Genomic DNA, 20,928 nt, shown 5'->3' with positions numbered 1-20,928 from the left:
TTTTAATTTTGTTAGAATTTGAACGTAATCTCCCTGTCTGAATAAAATTCAGAATAGAAATCATTACGATATTGTTTGTGATTAAATTATGTTGATAGGATTATTCTTCTAATTCCTTTAGTATGTCATTTGCCGAATCAGCTGCTTTTTTATATTTTTTTAAGACCCATTGTGTGAATATAAATAAGACACCAATTCCTGAAGGAACTAACCAATTCAGTTTTTCTGTTGTTGTAAATAAATCAATACCTTTCATGATTTTGCCAAAAGAAATAACAGCTAGTATCAATACTATAAAACTAGTATAAAAACTCGTTTTTTGTAGTTGCATAAACGTTGCTTTTTCTTTAGCATAATTAGCTAATGAATCTTTATACGTGCTTTTAGAAATATTTATACCCTTCATTCTTTTAATTGATTTTAATGAAAGAACAGGTAATAGTATACAAGCAACTATTGTAAGAACTCCCGATAGTTCCAGGTACCACACATCTAGTAAACTAAAATTACTAACGAGGTAAATGACAGCAGCAAAACAGATTAAAGCGCCTACGGTCTCTGGAACCGAGATACTACGTATTCTACTGTCATAACGTTCTTTAGTCATATCAAGAATTAACTTATCGGTTAATATTTTTTGTTGGTCAACTTTCTGACTCATATCTTCCCAAAGGGATTTCATATTTTCAATTTCCATTGTTAATTTGAGATTTTAATTTTTGTTTAATTCTGGCTAATCGCGTACCAACATTGGTATTTGTAAAACCTGTAATTGCAGCTATGTCATCATAATTTTTTCCTTCTAAATAAAGAAGTATAATACCTCTTTCTACCATACTGAGTTTTTTTATATGCGCATATAAAAGAGCAATTCGTTCTTCTGTTTCAGTATTTATATCATCGGGGTGGTTTAAAAGAAAATGATCTATAGTTACTCGAGTTGCTTTTCTTTTTTCCTTTTTTAAATGACTAATAGCAGTATTTAATGCAATACGATACATCCAGGTGCTTACCATAGATTCTTTTTTAAATGAACCATATGATTTCCAAAGTTGATATACTATTTCTTGAAATAAATCTTTCTGGTCTTCAACAGTATTGGTATAAAGTCTTGAGACTTTATAGATAATACCTTCGTTCACTTTTATATCTTTAATAAATTCCTTTTTTGTACGCATCAAAATATAAATTACACGCTATTAGTATTTGAAGTACTTAAAAAATCACAAAAAAAATTAATTTTTTTTATTTATCCCCTAAAACCTTAGAATTAGAATTGTTGATTTATGTTTTTTGTAATGCTTAATACTTTATTACCGGTATGTTTTGTAGTTTTACTTTCAATCAGAATAATTTTACACTCTTTAACTGAAGAAAATCTATGGTTTACTCCTTTTGGAACTACAAATAAGTCTCCTTTTTTCATTGTAAAACTTGGTTTATTTTCTAATTTCATTAGAAGTACTCCCTCAAGGATATAAAATAACTCGTCTTCATTACCATGAATGTGCCAAGGGATTTCTTCTCCTTTTATTTTAACCAATTTTACGTATTCTGCATTTACCTCTCCAACAACTTTCACTTTTTTACCATTACTTTTTATATATATTTTAACATTTCTTAAAAACTCCTTTTTATACTCTTTTGTTATATTATCAACAGCCTTAAGAGCATCTTTTTTCAGATTTAGCAATAGATTCGACTTCTCTTTCAAGTAAAACATAATGCTCGCCATTGTTTATGTTTCTGTTACTTATTCCAGTTAAATCTCCAATTCTAACATAGCTACTAAAAGAAGTTATTGTTGCTAATATAATACACTTAAAAGTAAAATTATTTTTTAAATTTTAATTACTGAGTTCAAATCCACAACTAATTAGCAGGATTACCAAGGTTATTCGTTAGGTCCTTTACAAATGATATTTTTGATTAACATCTATTTATAGTTTTTCTTTAATTCCTTTTTTCCAATACATAAGACCAAATACAAGTGTTACCACAGCAAACATAATTCCATTTTCTCCTAACCAATACTCACTACCTTCAACTTGTTCAGTTAATGGTGGAAATATTTTTTGTACATACACATTACTAACAGCATGGAAAATAGCTGCTGGCCATAAACTATTAGACTTAAACGTATAATACGTCATAATAAATGACATAGATATAATCACTACAAAAAAGCATGCTAATTCCAGAACTACATTATTACCATAATACACAATAATCGGCCAGTGCCACAATGCCCATATAAAACCACTAAATAATGATACGCCTTTAAATGACATTACTTTTCGTAGTTCATAAATAAAGAATCCCCGCCAGCCAATCTCTTCCCCTAAGGTGGTAGCCATCGCTCTTGCAACGCCTACTGAGCCCATTAAAACTATAGCTATGATGGTTGCTGCAAAAGGAGATAAAGAGCCTATGCCTACCAAACCTAATTCTTTTGCCCATTCCACAACAGTTTCTGAACTTGCCATGTTGCCAAATTCAAATACCCAAATAAGGATATAGGTCCCCAATACATATAAAAAAGGAACGAGATAGGACAACTTAATGTATTTCCAATCACCCCATTGCCATGGTAACGAACGTACTGACCTCCCTTTTACTTTTAAAGTTAAAAAAGCCGCCAAAGCTGGACACCACATTAGACCTCCTATATATGTACTTGAAGGATATAGATTTACTATGGCATAATGAAAGATGCTGCTTAAAACCGTCACTATTCCTAAAAATATAAAAATAGTGTTCCAGGCATCTTTCTTATTTGGTATTGAATTGATCATAAGATGTTATTTTAATTAATATTATGTATGTCGTATGTTTCTGTGTACCAAAAATACTTAAAAGCCAAAAAGTAAACGTTCTATTTTAAAAATCAGAACAAATTCTAATTGATATTTTTAAGGTAAGTATTTGGTGTTGTGCCTTCCATTTTTTTAAAAAAGGTGTTAAACACTGTTTTAGAGTTAAAACCACTATCGTAAGCTACGGCCATAATGGTCAACGCTTTGTTTTCTTCTAAAAGAACACGCTCTTTAAACTCATTTAGTCTAAAGGTATTTACATATTCTGAGAAGTTTTTATCAAAACCTTGGTTTAATAATTGAGAGACGTAATTTGCGGGAAGTTCTAAGTAAGACGATAGATCCTTTAAAGAAAGATCTGGATTTAAATATAGTTTATAATCCATCATAATCTGCTCTAAGTCTTTTGTGTACTTCTCAATTTCATCACTATTCAGTAATGCTTGTTTATACTTTTTTTTCTGCTTATAGTTTACATTATCAGGAATTGCTTTTAGCATAATGTTTTTAAAACGTTCGAGGTTTTTTATTGGCTTTACAATAGGTTCAGTATTTAACAATAAAACTAAAGGCAAATGGTTTTGAAAAGCTTGTTCTACAAAATCTATTGCCTTATCGTAATTACCTAATAATACATTTACTAAAATTAAGAAGTTAAAAGCCTTATCCATCTTTTCAGATGCTAAATAGTTTTCCAATGTTTTTATCTTTTCATTACATTTTTCAAGATCGTTCATTATAGCATAGCACATTGCCAAACCACCCAGTTGAGTAAGGTCAGTTACTGGAACTCCTTCTAAATTTTTGTAATAGGTTAACGCATCCTGATGTTTACCAGTTAAAAACAAGCATTCCCCTATATATAATGGTGGAAAAGGTAAAGAGCTGTTTAACTCTAAAGCTTTTTGTAAATAAGGTATTGCATTCTTATATTCTTCTTGAAGATAAAGTAAGAATCCTTTATAATGATGATTCATTGCAGAAAAAGGATCTAATTGTAATGCTTTATCTAAATAGTTTTGTGCTGAATCTAATTTACCTTCAACAGTTAAATAGTTAGAAATGGTAAGGTAAATATCATCTGCTGGTTGAAAATCTAAAGCGTTATTTGCATGTTCATAAGCTTTCTGTAAATCCCACTTTTGCCAGCATTCTATATATGATAAGTTTAATTGCGTTCTGGCTGAATTAGGGTCAAGATATATAGCTTTTTGTAAATATGGTTGCGCTTTCTGAAAGGCTTCGTAAGCAGGTAGCAAGCCTAAAGTACCCATATAAGCATATCCTAAATTGACATCTAAGTATGGATTAGGAAAATTAGGCTCCTTTCTGATAATATTATCAAATATTGAGAAGGATTTAACTATATTTTCATAATCAAATTTCATTAAATAATATCTTCCTTTCAAATATTCTCTATAAATTTCTACTGGTACATCTATAGGTGCTACTAATTTTTCTTCAATTTCAAGATGACCTATATGTTCGCGCAATTTTTCTGCAATAAATAAGCTAACTTCATCTTGTATCTGAAAAATATCTTCTGGATTTTTATCAAAGGTTTCTGACCAAAAATGAAAATCTTCAACAGTATCTATCATCTGTACAGTTATGCGCATATTATTTTTAGACAATCTAACACTACCTTCAATAAATGTAGCCACATTAAGCTTCTCTTTTATTTCCTTTGCTGTCACTTTTTTGCCTTTAAAATAAAATGAAGATGTACGAGATGTTACTGATAGTTCTTTAATTTTTGCTAATGCATTTATTATTTCCTCCGTTAAACCATCGCAAAAATATTCGTTTTCTTTATTGGAGCTCATATTTTGAAATGGTAGTACAGCTATTGATTTTTTGTTATTTATTATCATAATTCTAATAATATTTCTTTAGGAACCTAATTTATCTTTAGCATATTCAGAGATGCCGGTATTAAAAAGCGGCACTATTTGTACAATCATTTCGGGATACTTTATAGTGATAGGTACGTTTTGCTGCCGTAGGGATTTCCAATACATTCTACTGAATTGATATACTTGTGTTAATAATTCTTCAGTGACCTCAACATCTTCAAATGCATCTTCATCTAGACTGCTCATTTTTATTTTTATTGGAAATGGATAGCTATCGGTAGGTGTGCTACTTGGCCATTTAAAATTTAGTATGTTTATTTTGAGGTGTTCTTGCATAAGCAGTTAGGTGTTTTAAACTATTGCCATAATGGTTCTTTATCACAATCAGGCTTTATTTCTAATACATTAGGTTCAACATTGGGATATTTAATAAATAACTCATTTAAACGCGTTGTAAACTGATTGTTAGGTTGAATAGTATTCAATAGATATTTCATTAAACACATAATATGCACATAGAGCTTATTAAACTCGTGCTTTTTAGATACATTTTCAATATTGTTAATCCCAGGTTTGGGTGATTTTGGTAACAGATATAGAACAAATATATAGTATAATAGGTAAATAAGCAATAAATAAGAGTAGTTAAATTCACTTAAAGTATAGATTAATAAGCAGTTAACATATTAGTGGTTAACATATTAAAGGAGAGAGTTACTTCCCGATACAGAAATTAGGATCCCTTTATTTACAAGGCCTTGATGAAATTGAGGTACAAAAAGTGTCAGAAATTAGTACAAAACTTAGTAATTGTTGATAAATTTTATCTATGGAAGTAACTTCTCCGGTTATTTCACCGAAATGAACTAGCTCTTGTCCTATAAAAATAGTGTTTTTTTAGTTAAAAACGTCAAATTTGTCTAACATCACCAAAAAAGTTGTAATTTTTTTAATGAACTTTTTAGAATTTTAAAATTCGTCAAAAATTAGCAATCCAGTAAAAATAGGGGTTTATCATTTTTCACGAGGTACAGTTTTTGGTGAAAAGTGGTGTTTTTTAAGATTTTGTTGATTCTTTATAATTTTTAAATTATTGGTAAAGAGAGTTTTAAGGGGTTTAAATAGATTTTCTCTATTGAATTCTGGGAAATTCTAATTAGATATAAAATTTTTAATGAAAATAAATACTAAAATTTCACCCCTAAATCTCATAAATTTTATTTGAAAAGATTGAGATGGAAATTAAAAGAGTGGGGGACTATCACATTTCAATTACACCATATTCAATGCATCCTCTTTCTACAATCTGGTTTATCTGCTCTTTAATATTAGAATTTCCGTTATTTTTATCTGAATGACAAAAAGGACAGGCATTTAAATTTCCATCTGTATTAATATATAGACCCATATGGCCAGCATTGAAACACCCTATTCTACGTTGATGGTATCCATGATACATAATTATTGGATATTTTTTATAGTCTTTATCGGTGTTGTATAGCTGATAAATATGCTCTAATAATTCAATTTGTGTATCATTTAGCAGCACATCTTTTCCTTTAAAGTGCCCAACCGCTTTAGGTTCTAGAAACTGAACAAAACCGACACCCAATTTTTTTGCAAATGACATATAGTTTATCAAATCATTTTTATTAGCCATTTCTTTAGTAACACATAGAGAAAGACAGACTAATAGACCTGCTTTATTTGCGTTATTAACACCATTTATCGCCCATTTATAAGATTTTTCATTTCCTCTAAATTCATTGTGAAATTCCTTCTCATAATGATCTAAACTGATAAAAACTCCTTTAAGTCCGTCATTTTTTAATTTAATTGCATTCTCTCTGTTCAGGTTATATCCAGATGTAAAAATCCAACAATTTACACTGTTTTTTAGATAAGATAGAATTTTATAAATCCATTCTAGTTGGGTCATCGGTTCGCCTCCAGAAAGTATTAATTGGTTATATCCAAATTCTTCTAAATTTTTCAAAATTTCAAGAATTTTGTCAAGCTCCAAAACTTCTTTTTTATTCAATTCATCCCATTCAAAACAATGAGTACATTGCAAGGGGCATTTTTTTGTAATGGCAAAAAAGATGTTGTTAAATCTGTTAGACTTTACATTGGATGGTTTGAACTTATTTAATTTGTCGATTACAAAATGCTTAAAGAGTTTGCTGTTCCTAGGAGGTACATAAGCACCCAAGTAATAATCTCCGTTATGATAAACGAGTTTTTTAATTACTTTATTCCCTTTGACATTTTTTCTAATTTTAATCAAATATCGCAACCCTTTTATTGCTGTTATTGGATTTTTATAAGAGGACAATGCAAGGATAAAAATATACCATCGCATTTTTACACGAAAAGTAAAAACCTGCCATCCATACAAAATTTTTATTGCCATATTTTTATAAATGTTAGTACCTTGTTTCCTTTTATTTTGCTACATCAAAAATTGCGAGTTCTTCTAGAGCTTGTTCTCCAGACGTAAACTCATAGTACATTTTTTCTGAAAATTTAGCGAAAGTTCCAGGATTTCTGAAAGTCATTAATTCTGACTTATTAGGATTACCAGAAAAATTCCTGATATATTCATAATACCCTCTGTTTTCTAGGAAAACGGTTACTTTTCCTTCTTTTATTTCTTCTGAATTACTTTTAAAACTAACATAAACTTGATCTCCAATATTTGGTTGTACAAGATATTGATCATCTTTTTCAGTTAGGAACTTTAATACGTCATTCCCATCTTGATCAATTGCTCTAAAAGGTTGTAAATTATTTACAATAACAGGTAAATTTTCAGAAAAATCTGCAGCAACTTTATCTACTTCCCAAAACATAAATCCACATCTCAGCATAATTTCAAAAGGTTTGGATGAGTTGCCTTTTAGGTTTATAGGTACAACAATATCTCTAAATGCAAGCGGACCTACCATATTTAACGTTTCTATCAACGTCCATTCTTCATTATTCTTTATAAGAATTTCCAATGGTATTCCTTGTTCTTTCATCCATTTCAAGGATTTTTCATACGGTTGATTTCTGTTTTTCTTCTGAAACTCATTAAATGACCTTCCAAATTTTTTGTAAAATTTTCCAAATGTGTAATCTAACCAATAGGAGTTTTTAAGTCGTAAAATGAGCTTAACTTGATTTTTATCTTGAGGACGATTGAATTTTAATTTCAATGTTTGAAATTCCAAACCGTCTGAAATAGCGTTAAAATGGATAGCGTTATTATCTGAATTTTCAACAATTTTAGGATCAGAAGGTTGATTTTCAATCATTATTTCAAATGGAGAAATAGGGTTTTGAATTGTATGAATTTTTCCGTTCTGGTCAATCATAGCCTCACTATTTTCAGAGTGTAAAACTTCAATTAAGTTTAAACTGTTTGTATATTGAATTTCCTTCAGTTCATTTGATATTTTAATACGATAAATATTTTCTTTTTCTTTAAGATGCTTCAATTGAAAATAGTCGTTTCGTTCCATTGAGGGTCTTATTGCCCCGGGGTAAAGTTCACCTTCAAAAGTGAACAACGTTCCATCATTTGAATACACAAAAGGACATGAACTTTTAGTTAATGCAATTATAGCCGTTACTACGACTAATGTTCCAGCTGTTATACCAACAACTTTAATTACTTCATGACCAGTATCATTTTGGTGGACAATAATACTGTCTATTTTGTCAAGTGGAATTTGAACAGAATTTTTTGCATCGGTATAAATAGGGGAGCTTGTGTACAAATGGATTTCTGATTTTGGATCCCCTAATTTTTTTTTGTACAAGTGAGAATTTTGTCCGGCTACCGGTTTATAAAATGTATGTAAATCATCAATTTCTGATGTCTGTGCCTTAATTTTTTTATCAAATTCATCCAATATTACATTGTATAGATGCATGTCTGATTGTTGATCGTGTAGGATAAAATACTTCTTAGCCTTATATTTTTGCAGAACAGTTATTTTATCATTTTTTTCTAAATCAATTTTTTTATCCATATACCTATTCCCGCAAGAAAATAGGAAAAGTGTTATGATTGGGAGTGCTAAAAATAGAGATAAATTTAATTTTTTTAATTGCCATTGGCAATAGTATAAACGGAAATAAAAAAGAAAGCTTTTCATAATACTTACAGGTTTTAGTTGAAAATAATATGGGGTGAAGCTATGACATAGGCCAAATTCAGTTAATGGCAAGAAATGGTTGCATTTTACTCAAAAAATACTTATTTAAAGATACAAAAAAATATAATTATTCCCTTAAAAGTAATAATAATGTTGATAAAATCTTTGTTTTATGATATTTTATTAATTGTTAAGTGGTGGTTTTACAATGTTTCTAGTTTAGTGATGTTGAGGTTGTTTATAGAGAGTTTTTATCGATTATTATTTTCTAAAAAACTCGAATTTTGTATTTGTTAAATCTGAAAAACCTCTTTTGTATGCCATAATAAACCTTCTGGAGAAGGATACCATTTAACTTTCTCAGGTAAACTAATTTGTTTACCATTAAACTGAGAAATTGAGTAAACCGAATTGTTTTCAATAACTGTAGGTGAAATTCGAACAATGTAATCTTTATTTATAGTGATTAAACCTCTATCATATGCTCTATGTAAATTTGGAGATAAACTTATACCATTAGGAATGGTATCATCCTTAGAAATACTAAAAGGAACTATATGGCAAGCATCGACCATTTGCGCATTTACAGTGGTTTCAATTTTCATCTCAGATATGCAGCATTGGTAGTTGTAAATTTTAGGTATTGCTTTTTTGAATAAGCCACCTCTAACAAAAATTTCTTCTTGAAATTCATCTTCATTAAGCTGCTCTTGAAGTTCTCTAATTCTTGTTTGATAAGAAGTTTTGTCTTCATTAAGAATTTCATTCTCGATTTCATTTTCAAAATTAAAACCTTCAAAATCTATAAGCTGAGATTGTTTTATACTAAAATATTCATTCAAAATAAATTCTTCCAAAAATAAACTGGTTTCTGGGTCATTCATCAAAAGAAAAAGCTGTTTATCAATTTCTGCAAAAGAAATAGTATCATTTAAACTCTTAAAGCTTTTTATGCTTTTTGAACTGGAAACTGATAATTGCAATCCAGGTTTAGTACTTAAATACCAAAATGGTTCACTCCTTAAATGAAAAAATGGTAAAGCAAAATTTGGTATATGCTTTGATTGGACCATATTTTTCCAGTTTGATTTAAATGATAAAATTAATTCTGGTGTAATGTAAATTCTATTTGAAGTTATTACTTTTTTCCTAACTAATTGAATTATTGAAATTAGTAAAATAGGTTTATGTGGGGCTTTTCCAAGACCTTTATTAAAACCTCGTTTTAAACTTTTAAACTGTTTAATATAATTATGTAAAATTTCTTCCATAACAGAGGTAAATTTAGGTAGTTTCCGTATTTCTAATTTTTCTCAACCATTTCAAAAAATAAGGTCGGTCATTATTGTTTGGTTGTTCATACCATTCAGAACATATAAAATAATCTATTTTATTAATATTTATAACCCCTTTCCAATACCTTAAAATCTTATCTGGGTCTGTCGATAGTTTTTTTCTTAATAGAGGATATTGAATATGAAAGGTATCTCTAGAATAATCCTCGTTTTGCATCCTAATGATTTCAGCTGTATCAATTAGATTTTGATTAAAAAGGTTTAACAATGTTGTTTTAACAAATTTTCCGATTTTAACTTTATTTGGCGGGATTTCCGCACTATTCTTATTTTCTAATTTTTGCGAAAATAATTTAGTTTGATTAGGAGAACTCTTTGATGAAACAATTTTAAGTTTTGGATTAAACTTCTTTTTAGGCTTAACTGGCACAAAATTATCCTTCGTTAATTCTTTAATTCCAAGATCTTTCAAATATTTAAAAGTAGCATCATAAAACTCACTTGGACGTGTATGATCAATATCAGATCCTCTAGGAATAAAAAGGACCATACCTTGTCTAGCTCTTGTCAACAAAACACGATATGTATTTATTAAATACTGTTTTGTGATTTCTTGATTGATATTTTGCCATTTTGTACCACTAAATTTCTGAAAATTCCATTCATTTTCGGTATCTAAAAAAAAATTAGCTCCCCAAGCCAAACAAACCCAATCTATTTCTAAGCCTTGAATATCAAATTCGGTTGCAATTACTTCTAAAAAATAGGAGGAACGTATATCATTTTCATCATTTAAAAACCATTCAGCTGGAGATATTTCATTTTTTACATCTATACTATGTGGACGAAGCCTTCTTGCACCCGAAGAACTAACAATTCCCATTCTTTCAGTTCCTTTTGCATTATTTCTTAACCAACCTTTAGCTATTTCTAAATCTCTAGTTAGAACAATTGGATAATCATCTTTTATTTCTTGATATAAACTTTTAACCGAATTTGTATTCAGTTCTAATAATTCGTGAACAAAATTGGAAAGTTGTTCAGATCTAAATGACCTCACAGAAACAGCCAAATGCAAATCTTTCTCACTTTCTCCATTTTCTTTAATCCAAGATCTTAATTCTGCAGATTTTATATAATTTTTATTTTCACTAATTAGATCTGAATAATGAATATCCCATTCTGAGTAATGTTCTTTTAGAGCTAAAATCCATTCCTCTAGTCCAGCCTCACCAGTGTTAATTTCTTGCCCACCTCCAATTAAACAAATAATAACACACCAATCTTGATGTCTATTCATTACATCAATTAAAAATTCAGGTTCAGACATATTAAAATCTTCTACACCTTTTTTTACCTTCATAAAAGAACTGGCTTTTGCTCTAGTCCAGGCTCTTTGTGCTTCATCAAAAACTACTACTTTTTCAATTGGTGCTTTTAACGATATTAGATTGTCATCTCTAAAATGATGTATGTTTTGGATAAATGAATTTGCCTTTATTGCAGCTTGTTTTTTAGTTAGTGGGGTTCCATTTTCTTTAGATGTTTTTACTTCATCCCTTGTCAATGCTTCTCTTAACACATCAACTAAAGGTCCATTTCCAGATAGAAAGACAGCATGTTCATCCTCATCCGATTTCATTCGCTCATTAGCAATATTCAATCCAGCCAAAGTTTTACCAGCTCCAGGAACACCAGTAACAAAACATATCGATTTTTTAAGATATAACTTGGAATTTTCTACTATTCTATTCAAACAAGTCGCTGTTCTTGATAAATTTATTGCTCCAGCATCAGATCTTGAAATTTCTTGAACATTATGACCTTTATATAAAGCTTGTGCTGCTTCTACAATGGTTGGAGTTGGTTTGTAAATAGAAGTTTCCCAATCAAAATGATTTATATTATCGCCATTTGAATTTTTCAGAACCTCTTTTAAATATTCACCAAGATTATTTTTATTGGTTCTTGCAGCTGTATATAAATCTTCAATTTGATCTTGATCATTATCAAAATCCGAAGCATTTGTGGATATTAGTACAGGAATTAATTTTGTGTGATGACTACCTTCGTGAAAATTTTTTAAATCTAGTGTATAATCAATAACTTGTTCAATAGCGTGATTACCATACTCAAAATCTCCTACTTTAAATTCTAAAACAAAAACAATATCATTTATAACTACAATATTATCTACTCTTTTTCCCATTCTCGGAATAGCAAACTCAAAATAAACTTGTCCATTAGGAAAATCTTGCAATTGATCTTTTAAAATATTGATCTCTCCAATCCATGCATTCTTTTGCAATTCTTCTAAGGCATGTGTATGGTATAAACTTAACTCTCCTAAAATTTTAGAGTTATCATCTTTAAGAAATCCTAAAATTGAATTAGAATAATATGCTCTTTTCATAATTAATAATACTCTTTAATATAACTATATGCTCTATCAAATAATACTTGATCTTTATGCAATTTATATTTTAGAAGTGCCTTTCGTAACGATTTTTGAACCTCCCTTTCTCCTGAATTGGTGTTTTGCCAGCCTGGAAAACGGACAACTCTAACAATAGCGTCAATGTCTGTAACTATACGTTCAACAACTGCTGGTGTTTCGTCATTCTTTAATTCTAAAAATAAATCTGTTAACGCTGCTTTTGGAGATTTAGCCTGAGTTTCTTGCTCCAATTCTTTTTCTGCTTGTACTGTTTCTTTAGCTATTTTGCATAGCTCTTTTATAAATTCAATAGAAGTAATCAATCCTAATTCCGCTTTATCCCTAAGTGCTTCAAGGCGATCACTGAGTGATTTAAATTTAGGATCTCCACTATGTTTTTTGAAACGTTTAATAAGTATCTTCGTTAACTTTTTAATGTTTTTCGGATCTGGGTTGTTAAAGATATTTTCAATGACATCGGCATCCAATATAAATTCATCTAAATGATGAACTTCTCCTACGTGAACGTTGTCATGTATCAATTTTGTAGTCTGAGCGCCTAATGAGAACCATAGCAACTTCCCAATGTCTCTTGACGCAGGTCTTACAGATTCAAACACTTGGGATAACCATTTATAATCTTCATTATATATATCCAAAATAGCATCTGGTGATAACGATTCCCATAACCTTGATAAATATTTATAATCTTTTGCAAAAGCATCTTTCTTTTCATTTGACTTAATGGCATTTTGGGCTGCTTCTAACCCTTCAAAACCTTCAATAGATCTATCAACACCTTCAAAGTGTTCCAACGCTTCTTTAAGAGCTTCTGGTAATTTACTCCTTAATTCAGATAAGTTTGTAATGATTGTATTTACACTTTCCTCATCAAATTGCAAGGCTTTAGCGGCATCATCAAACACACCAAAATAATCAACAATTCTTCCAAATGATTTATGTGGATACAACCTGTTTGTTCTACAAATAGCCTGTAATAAGGTATGATCCTTCATCGACTTGTCCAAATACATCGTTTGTAATATTGGCGCATCAAAACCTGTTAACAGCTTAGCAGTAACAATGATAAATTTTAATTCTGAAGTTGAATCGTTAAATTCATCAACTATTTTTTCTTGTTTACTTTTATCTACTCCCCATTTTTGTTTAAACTCAAAATCATCATTAGCGGAAGTTGAAATAACCACTTTACTAGCTTCTTCAGGAAAAAATTTATCTAACTCTTCTTTATACTGTACACACGCAAACCTGTCTGGTGTTACAATCATTGCCTTAAACCCGTGAGGCTCGACTTTCTCTTTAAAATGAACAGATATATCCTTTACTATTTTGGAAACTCTTTCTGGAGATTTTAAAAACGCAGCCATTTTAGCTGATTTTTTATTTAAGGCATCTGCCTCTTCATCGGACAGAGCTGCCGATTCTTTAAATTCCTTAAAAGCCCTATCTATTGTTTCTTTGTCCACATGAACGTCAACCAGTCGGGGTTCAAAATGCAATGGTAAAGTAGCATCATCTCTTATAGAATCGTGAAAAGTATAACGCGACATATATCCTCCTTGGTCTTCAATAGCTCCAAAGGCCCAAAACGTATTTTTATCTGCTTTATTTATCGGCGTTCCTGTGAGACCAAACAAAAAAGCATTCGGTAATGCAGCTCTCATCTGTCTTCCTAAATCACCTTCATGTGTTCTGTGTGCTTCATCAACCAGCACTATAATATTATCTCGGGTATTCATATTGGGTTTCGCATCTCGAAACTTAAATATCATTGAAATAATTATTTTACGAGTATCTCTTTCTAAAAGGGTTTGTAATTCTGTAATGCTTTCTGTTGTCTCTACATTTGGAATATCAGCACCATTAAAAGTTCCTGTAATTTGTGTATCTAAATCTGTTCTATCAACCAATACAACTACAGTCGGACTTTTCAATTCAGCTGATTTTCGCAATTTTTGCGCAGCAAAAACCATTAATAACGATTTTCCAGAACCTTGAAAATGCCAAATCAATCCTTTTTTTATCTTTCCTTCCTTTACACGTTCAACAATTTTATTAGCTCCTTCGTACTGTTGAAAACGACAAATAATTTTGTTTCGTTGCTTCTTTTTGTTGGAAGCAAATAACGAAAAGTTTTGTAAAATATCTAAAAGTCTATATGGGTTTAGTAAATCTGAAAGTTCTTTTCCTATTTCAGCTAATCCCAATTGTTTTGCTAATTTATCTTCATCATCTTCCAATCTCCATGGCGCCCAATATTCAAGAGGGCTTCTTATTGCTCCGTAAAATAATTCTTTCCCTTCTGTAGCAAATGATAAAATGTTTGGAACAAATAACTGTGGTACCGAATTTTCATAAACATCATGAACTTCATGAGCTCCATCTAACCAACTAACTGATGGACGAATAGGTGTTTTAGCTTCTCCAACAACTACTGGTATTCCGTTTATAAATAAAACAACATCTGGTATTTTTGTTTCTCTATGATGAATACGGTATTGATTTGTAATGATGTACCTATTATTTTTTAGTTCCTCAAAATCTAAAAGACGCACTGGAACATGACGGTTATTATCTCCAAATGGCATTGTTTTATCTCCAGTTAACCATTTAAAAAATTCTTCATTTGCACGAACCAAACCAACTTGGTTCACTGAAATTAAGATAGCTCTGAGTTTATAAATAACTTCATCAGCCAAATCATGTTGTTGAGCAATTTCTGGATTTAAACGAATTAAAGCATTTTTAAGTTCAACTTCGTCTAATACTTCATTGACGTTTCGTTGTAATTCGTTAGCCGATTTATACTTCCAAAAAGAACCGTAGCCTTCCGAAGGTTCGGCAACATTTTTACTGTTTAAATTGTTTCCACTTAACTGGTGAATAATATAATGTTCAACACTGTTTAATTCGTTAAAAGACATAATTATATAGCAATTATTTGTTCAATTTTTTCAATAACTAAAGGTAATCTTTCTTCCACTAAAATAGGATGGATTTGAGATGAAATTATTTCCAGGAATGACACATGTTTGTACAATATTTCAAACTCCTGTTTAAGAAAAGTTGTGATTTCTTTATTATCAGACTTTATTTCATCAATAATTGTAGTTCTATTATCCAAGACATAAATAATATCCTCAAAATCATGACTAGTTCTATAGTCTTTTCCTCTACCCCTAAATGCTTCAAATTTTGTAGCTAAAAAACAAGGTGCTGATAGTATTTGTATTTCTTCATTTTCTACTTTGGTGGTCCATAAATTATCAAAACCAACTATGTACCATTTATTTGATTGTCCCATTGGACCATCTTCAGATGGCATAATATCAACAGAAATTCCTTTATATAAATAACTACATATTGCATGTCCATTTGGATCTGGACTAAACCCAAGGTCAGCCAAACGTTCTTGCATTTTGGTCCATTCTGCAAAATTTAATAGATTTATAGTCATATCAATATCTCCAGTTGGCCTAATTTCGTCTGCTGCTGGATCATCGGTATACAAACTTATTACTGCTCCTCCCACAAAAATCATTTGATCTTTTAACTCTTTAAGTGCTTCTGCAACTTGGGCAACTAGTGAAATATTAATAATCTTATTTTCCATACAATTTTATTTTTTATAATATCATTTCAGCATCATTTGAATTATTATTTTCATTCATAATTCGTCTTTTTATCTCATTTAGTGCAATTTCTTTTTCTCGTGCACGTCCAACCCTAACTGCATCAACCAAGGCTAATAATTCATATAGCTTTTGGTCGTTTATTATTGCATTAGGAACTGACTTGTATAAAGGAATTATACTTTGCCCTCGTGTGTTACCTTTGGCTGATGGCCAAACATATTTTTCTTCACTTTGAATAATGTTGTTTAATGGAGGTGCAGAATGTGCTGTTGGTATTCCTCTAACAATTTGTCCTGGTCTTTGAGGAAATACATACGAAATACCAAATTTTAAAAACTCTAAAAAAGCCAATTTCATTACTTTTTTTCCTGAATAATCTAATAGTCCTGCATACTTAGATCTATTTACTGATTCACTAATTTCAGATTGGCTCATAAATAACTCTTTAGCAATACTTCTTTGCTGCCAAGATTTATCTTCTAAACAACTAATTTTTAATAGGATGAAAACATCTTGAGGTTTCATTACTTGCTGCTGTGACTTCATAGTGCATGATTTTAATATCGCTGATCGCGATATGCAATATTATAACATATAAACCTTAAAAACAAATAATTATATATTTATATTGCTGATCGCGATCAGCGATATTTACTTCAAAGTATAAATTAAATCAATCCCTCCAAAAATAGATAAGCCTAAATTTTTAGTATCTTCTTGAACGATTAACTCGTGACTTTCTTTATTTCTGATATCTCTCAATAGAATAGCATTTTCATATTGACGTGTGGAAATCCAATTGTTCTTTATAGCGAAATTTAAAAGGTTATTTAGCATTGGCTTTCCTTTAAACGATTCTTCTTTTTTAACTTTTTCTTTTAATTTATTCTCTACAACTTTAGCTAAAACCCTTACTGCTTCGGTTGTTTTACCTTCATTTAAATTAGTTATTACAGTCTCTAATTCTATATGTACATAAAAATCTAACTTGTCTACAGATCTTCTCAATTTATGCAATTCATCTATTATACCTACATCAACATTTTGTTGTGTATTTAAGTATTTTTCAAACAAATCTAAATAAGCTGATTTCACCTCGTGATTATCTTTTCTCAACCTCCTAATAATACGGTCCATTTTAATGGCTCGCTCTTGTTTGTCATAGTAAAACCATAATACTACAATAACTAATGCACCTATTATTAAATAAAGAATGTTAATTAATTTCATAGCTTTTCGATTTAAAAATTAATCTTTTCCTTAACAAACTCAGTAAAATTAAAACCAGTACCACCAGATTTTACATCACGTAAATACATGTAATTTTTATCAGCTGAAATTTCTAAATCTACAGCGTTTTTATCTTCTCTAATTTTAAAAGGAAAACCTTTAGCAAATCCTTTTGGCAAAACAATCCAAAGTGCATACTGTTGCGTGTTAAGTAGAAGGTGCACATCATCTGTAAATTTAGATACTGGTACATTATACCACCAAACATCTTTAGAACTATTAATTTTTGAGAAGCTAGTATTTCTAGAATCTAAACTAGCTTGATAATTTTTATTGATGTAGTCAATTAGTTCTTTCTTTTTCATATTAATTTACCCCAATTTTATTTGTAATACATGGCACTGATAAACCTAAAAGATAAAACCCAACATAATCATCTAAAGGAACTTTATCTTTTAAATTTAATAGTTTATTGTGTTGGTTTTCTTTATCTCGAATTGGATAAATAATAAGACAATCAATAACTTCGTTCGTTGGCTTATTATTCAATTCCGTATAAACTTTATCCATACGTGCATAACCACTTAGTTGCCTTATGTCTTCTTTGTTGTTTTTTCCTCTACCGTATTTTGTTTTATACTTTGTATCAATTACCATTTGTAGACCTTCAGTATTCAATAAGAAATCTAGTTCTTGATAATTCGATTTGTATTGATAATGAATATCACCTCCATACGTTTTTCGCAAAAAAGTAAATGCATACAATTCAAATAATAGCGGCATGTTAATCCAAAAAGGTTGCGTCAGTATTTTATTTGCTTCAACTGTTCTTATATTGTGTCCAAAACGCTTTAAGATAAGTTGGGCCAGACTTATTGCTTCTTTATAACTACTAAAAAAAGGAGAGGTTTTAAAATGTTGTAAACTTGATATATTTTTAGGCATAGTAACTTCTTCAAAAGCAGGTAAACAATATTGTAACGAATTTGATGCTAAAGCAGCGTATTCTGGAAATGAACTCAAATATTTTTGCACAAATAAAAGGCCTGCTTTTAATATCTTGTTTTCTGGATGATTTAAACCAAAAGTATCAAAAGCACATATTGTTTTTAAAGGCTGATTTCTATATGTATAGTGTTTTAGTGTTTGCGAAACTAATAACTTCCCTTTAACACGAGCGTTTAAATGTTTTTCTTCGCGATAATAAGATTTTTTCAATCCTTTTTTTACTAATTGCTTAACTAAATTAAGATACTGAATTACTAACAAAGGCGATAATAAGTCTAAAGACTGATCGATTTCTATAGGTGACTCTTCACTTTTAATTTCGTAAATATTATTAATATGTTTTGATGCCTCAGCGTCATTTAAACAGGTCAATAACATTTTTAAATAATCGGTTTCAAAACCGTCTTCATTTAATTTTGGAGAAATATAAACAGCACGATTACTTGCTTCACACAACCAATCAATACCTATATAATAATGAGAAGATAGAACCCCATTATCAATTGAAAAACAAGGTTTGTTTTTAGATTTATATTTTCCGAACTTCTGATTTTTGAAATAATACGTATTAAGAGACTCGCTATCAATAATAGCTCGCTTGTCTTTATGCTCTCCAATTCTTATTATTTCAGTTTTGTTCGACATTTAAAGTTTATTTATTTCTTCAGTAGCTTTTTCGTTTAATACACCATCTTTTACATATTCTTTTAAAATAGGAACTACTTCAAACTTAATTTTTATCTCTAATTCTTCTTTGTTATCTGCCATGAAATAACTGTGACCTATTTGTACATCTTGCTTTTTAAAATCTGAAGCCAGAAAATCTTTAGAAAATAAATCGCTTACGCTCTGGAATTTTTCTTTAGCAAAATCAGGGACATGCATTTCATTTGGTAATACGTCTACAAAAGAAAAACGACGCCTTATGGCATAATCGATATGACCTACAGAACGATCTGCTGTATTCATAGTACCTATAATGAATAAATTATTAGGTAATTTTATACTGCGCTCTCCTTCCAATTCATAAAGTGAATTAACTGGTTTATCTCTATATTCTAATGCATAAATTAATTCACCCAAAACAGCAGGTAAATTAGCTCTGTTTATTTCATCTATTATTAATACAAAATTTGCTTTTGGGTTATCAATAGCTCGTTCTGCAAATTCGATAAGTGTTTTATTTTTAACACTAAATGTTGGGGTTCCATCAATCACTTCTGCTTCAATCCCTCTTACAAAATCTTCGTAGGAATAAGCTGGATGAAACTGAACTAATTCATAAGCTCCTTTTGCAACTACTTGATTTTCATTTATCTTTTCACCTTCTTTTAAGTTGAAATTATCAACCAAGAATCTCATAAATTCATGTGGCTCTACCTCTGTATTAAATTCTTTATTTTTTTGCTGGTGAAATGACATCAACGTCTTATTTAGATCAATAAAATCTAAATTCTCAGTTTTAATACTAAACAATGATAATGCATTTTTCATATAATTAATAGCATTAACTGGTACATATTCGTCAGGATAATACGTGTTTAATAATTTTAGAATAAAACTAGGCCCAAAAAATTCTTCTCCAGATTTATAATCTTTTTCAACAATTACCTTATCCAAGAATTTAGCAACTACTTTCATTGCTTCTGCATCATTTAATTCTTTTAAAGAACCATTTTTACTATAAGTTTCATTCTTTTTGGACCAATAAATACGATAGGATCTAGCACTACCAGGAAAATAATAACCCAATGGTTTTAAACCAAGTTCTATCCACCAACAAAAATTATCTCTTTCGCCCGTTCCAATACAATAATTTTCAAGCGATAAGTTTTTTATTTCATCCTTAGGAAATTTTGATAAAAAACGCGCTCTTAACTCACTACGTTCTTGTCTATCTTTTAAAACCTCCTTATCAGTAGGATTAAAATTTTTATAAAAATCGTTAAGTAGTTGTGTAGGATTGCTAACAGTTTCAAAATCTGTCATCTCTTTAGCAACTGACTTAGCTGTGTATGTTTTTCCTGTACCTGGAGGACCTTGTAATATAATTTGTTTTTTATACTTAAGAACTTTAATAAGTTCTTCATTATTTAACTCACTCATAAGGCTATTTACATATTTATTGATATTATCATTTCTTAATGGTTCAATCGTTTTTCTATATGATACATAATCAAAATCTTTAGGGAATTCTTCATTCTTATACCACAGCATTTCAAATTTATGGTCCGCAATTTTATTAATTATTTTACCTATTCCTTTAACTTTAGTAAAGGTTATGGAATGTTTTGGCCCTTTTGTAGAGCTAGATTTCATTACTAAAATATCACCAATATTAATTTCTTTTAAGGTATTTACATACTTAAAGTCACCATGTTCTGCATAACCATCATACCAAACATTGTTTTTTAAAAAGAAATTAGTAACATCTTCACCATCATGACTTGAACCAACCGCCCAATATTTATTATTATTTCCCATA

At 29.9% G+C, this 20,928-nt stretch carries 18 protein-coding genes; all 18 read right to left on the bottom strand.

Annotated features, from left to right (window positions below; translation table 11 throughout):
• Nucleotides 1–100: 100 nt before the first annotated feature.
• Entirely contained in the window at nt 101–697 is a 597-nt protein-coding gene (locus BX611_RS14690; protein ID WP_115882734.1) for a hypothetical protein, read from the bottom strand.
• Complete coding sequence (locus BX611_RS14685) at nt 687–1,178, bottom strand: RNA polymerase sigma factor (protein ID WP_115882732.1); 492 nt, start codon at nt 1,176–1,178, stop codon at nt 687–689. Before BX611_RS14685 ends, BX611_RS14690 begins: the two co-directional genes overlap by 11 nt.
• 92 nt (nt 1,179–1,270) lie before the next feature.
• Entirely contained in the window at nt 1,271–1,735 is a 465-nt protein-coding gene (locus tag BX611_RS14680) for a cupin domain-containing protein (RefSeq protein ID WP_240325005.1), read from the bottom strand.
• 205 nt (nt 1,736–1,940) lie between these two features.
• Nucleotides 1,941–2,795, bottom strand: coding sequence for a CPBP family intramembrane glutamic endopeptidase (locus BX611_RS14675; RefSeq protein ID WP_115882730.1), 855 nt, complete (start codon nt 2,793–2,795; stop codon nt 1,941–1,943).
• 104 nt (nt 2,796–2,899) lie between these two features.
• On the bottom strand, nt 2,900–4,690 hold the full coding sequence (locus tag BX611_RS14670; RefSeq protein WP_115882728.1) for a helix-turn-helix domain-containing protein: 1,791 nt from the start codon (nt 4,688–4,690) through the stop codon (nt 2,900–2,902).
• An 18-nt stretch (nt 4,691–4,708) separates the two neighbouring features.
• Nucleotides 4,709–5,008, bottom strand: a complete 300-nt coding sequence (locus BX611_RS14665; RefSeq protein ID WP_115882726.1) for a hypothetical protein — start codon at nt 5,006–5,008, stop codon at nt 4,709–4,711.
• 20 nt (nt 5,009–5,028) lie between these two features.
• Entirely contained in the window at nt 5,029–5,157 is a 129-nt protein-coding gene (locus BX611_RS15265; protein ID WP_262510569.1) for a hypothetical protein, read from the bottom strand.
• 776 nt (nt 5,158–5,933) lie between these two features.
• Entirely contained in the window at nt 5,934–7,085 is a 1,152-nt protein-coding gene (locus BX611_RS14660) for a radical SAM protein (protein WP_115882724.1), read from the bottom strand.
• A gap of 31 nt (nt 7,086–7,116) precedes the next feature.
• Nucleotides 7,117–8,691 (bottom strand): hypothetical protein, encoded by a 1,575-nt coding sequence (locus BX611_RS14655; protein WP_115882722.1) that lies wholly within the window; start codon nt 8,689–8,691, stop codon nt 7,117–7,119.
• A gap of 419 nt (nt 8,692–9,110) precedes the next feature.
• Nucleotides 9,111–10,088, bottom strand: a complete 978-nt coding sequence (locus BX611_RS14650; RefSeq protein ID WP_115882720.1) for an HNH endonuclease — start codon at nt 10,086–10,088, stop codon at nt 9,111–9,113.
• 13 nt (nt 10,089–10,101) lie between these two features.
• Nucleotides 10,102–12,525 (bottom strand): DUF2075 domain-containing protein, encoded by a 2,424-nt coding sequence (locus BX611_RS14645; RefSeq protein WP_115882718.1) that lies wholly within the window; start codon nt 12,523–12,525, stop codon nt 10,102–10,104.
• A 2-nt stretch (nt 12,526–12,527) separates the two neighbouring features.
• A complete protein-coding gene (locus tag BX611_RS14640; RefSeq protein WP_115882716.1) occupies nt 12,528–15,494 on the bottom strand; it encodes a type I restriction endonuclease subunit R in 2,967 nt (988 codons plus the stop codon).
• 2 nt (nt 15,495–15,496) lie between these two features.
• Nucleotides 15,497–16,183 (bottom strand): nucleotidyl transferase AbiEii/AbiGii toxin family protein, encoded by a 687-nt coding sequence (locus BX611_RS14635; protein WP_115882714.1) that lies wholly within the window; start codon nt 16,181–16,183, stop codon nt 15,497–15,499.
• Nucleotides 16,184–16,196: 13 nt separating this feature from the next.
• A complete protein-coding gene (locus BX611_RS14630) occupies nt 16,197–16,751 on the bottom strand; it encodes a hypothetical protein (protein WP_205417128.1) in 555 nt (184 codons plus the stop codon).
• A 105-nt stretch (nt 16,752–16,856) separates the two neighbouring features.
• Nucleotides 16,857–17,435 (bottom strand): hypothetical protein, encoded by a 579-nt coding sequence (locus BX611_RS14625; protein ID WP_115882712.1) that lies wholly within the window; start codon nt 17,433–17,435, stop codon nt 16,857–16,859.
• Nucleotides 17,436–17,446: 11 nt separating this feature from the next.
• The gene (locus tag BX611_RS14620) at nt 17,447–17,800 is read right to left on the bottom strand and encodes a hypothetical protein (protein ID WP_115882710.1); all 354 of its coding nucleotides are present in this window, start codon (nt 17,798–17,800) and stop codon (nt 17,447–17,449) included.
• Nucleotide 17,801: 1 nt separating this feature from the next.
• The gene (locus BX611_RS14615) at nt 17,802–19,088 is read right to left on the bottom strand and encodes a 5-methylcytosine restriction system specificity protein McrC (protein WP_115882708.1); all 1,287 of its coding nucleotides are present in this window, start codon (nt 19,086–19,088) and stop codon (nt 17,802–17,804) included.
• Entirely contained in the window at nt 19,089–20,927 is a 1,839-nt protein-coding gene (locus BX611_RS14610; RefSeq protein WP_117171960.1) for an AAA family ATPase, read from the bottom strand.
• Nucleotide 20,928: the final 1 nt, after the last annotated feature.

It is taken from the genome of Lutibacter oceani (genome assembly GCF_003384935.1).
Lineage (GTDB): Bacteria > Bacteroidota > Bacteroidia > Flavobacteriales > Flavobacteriaceae > Lutibacter > Lutibacter oceani.
The sequence above is the reverse complement of the archived record's forward strand: the minus strand, read 5'-3'. Positions and strand labels throughout refer to the sequence as shown.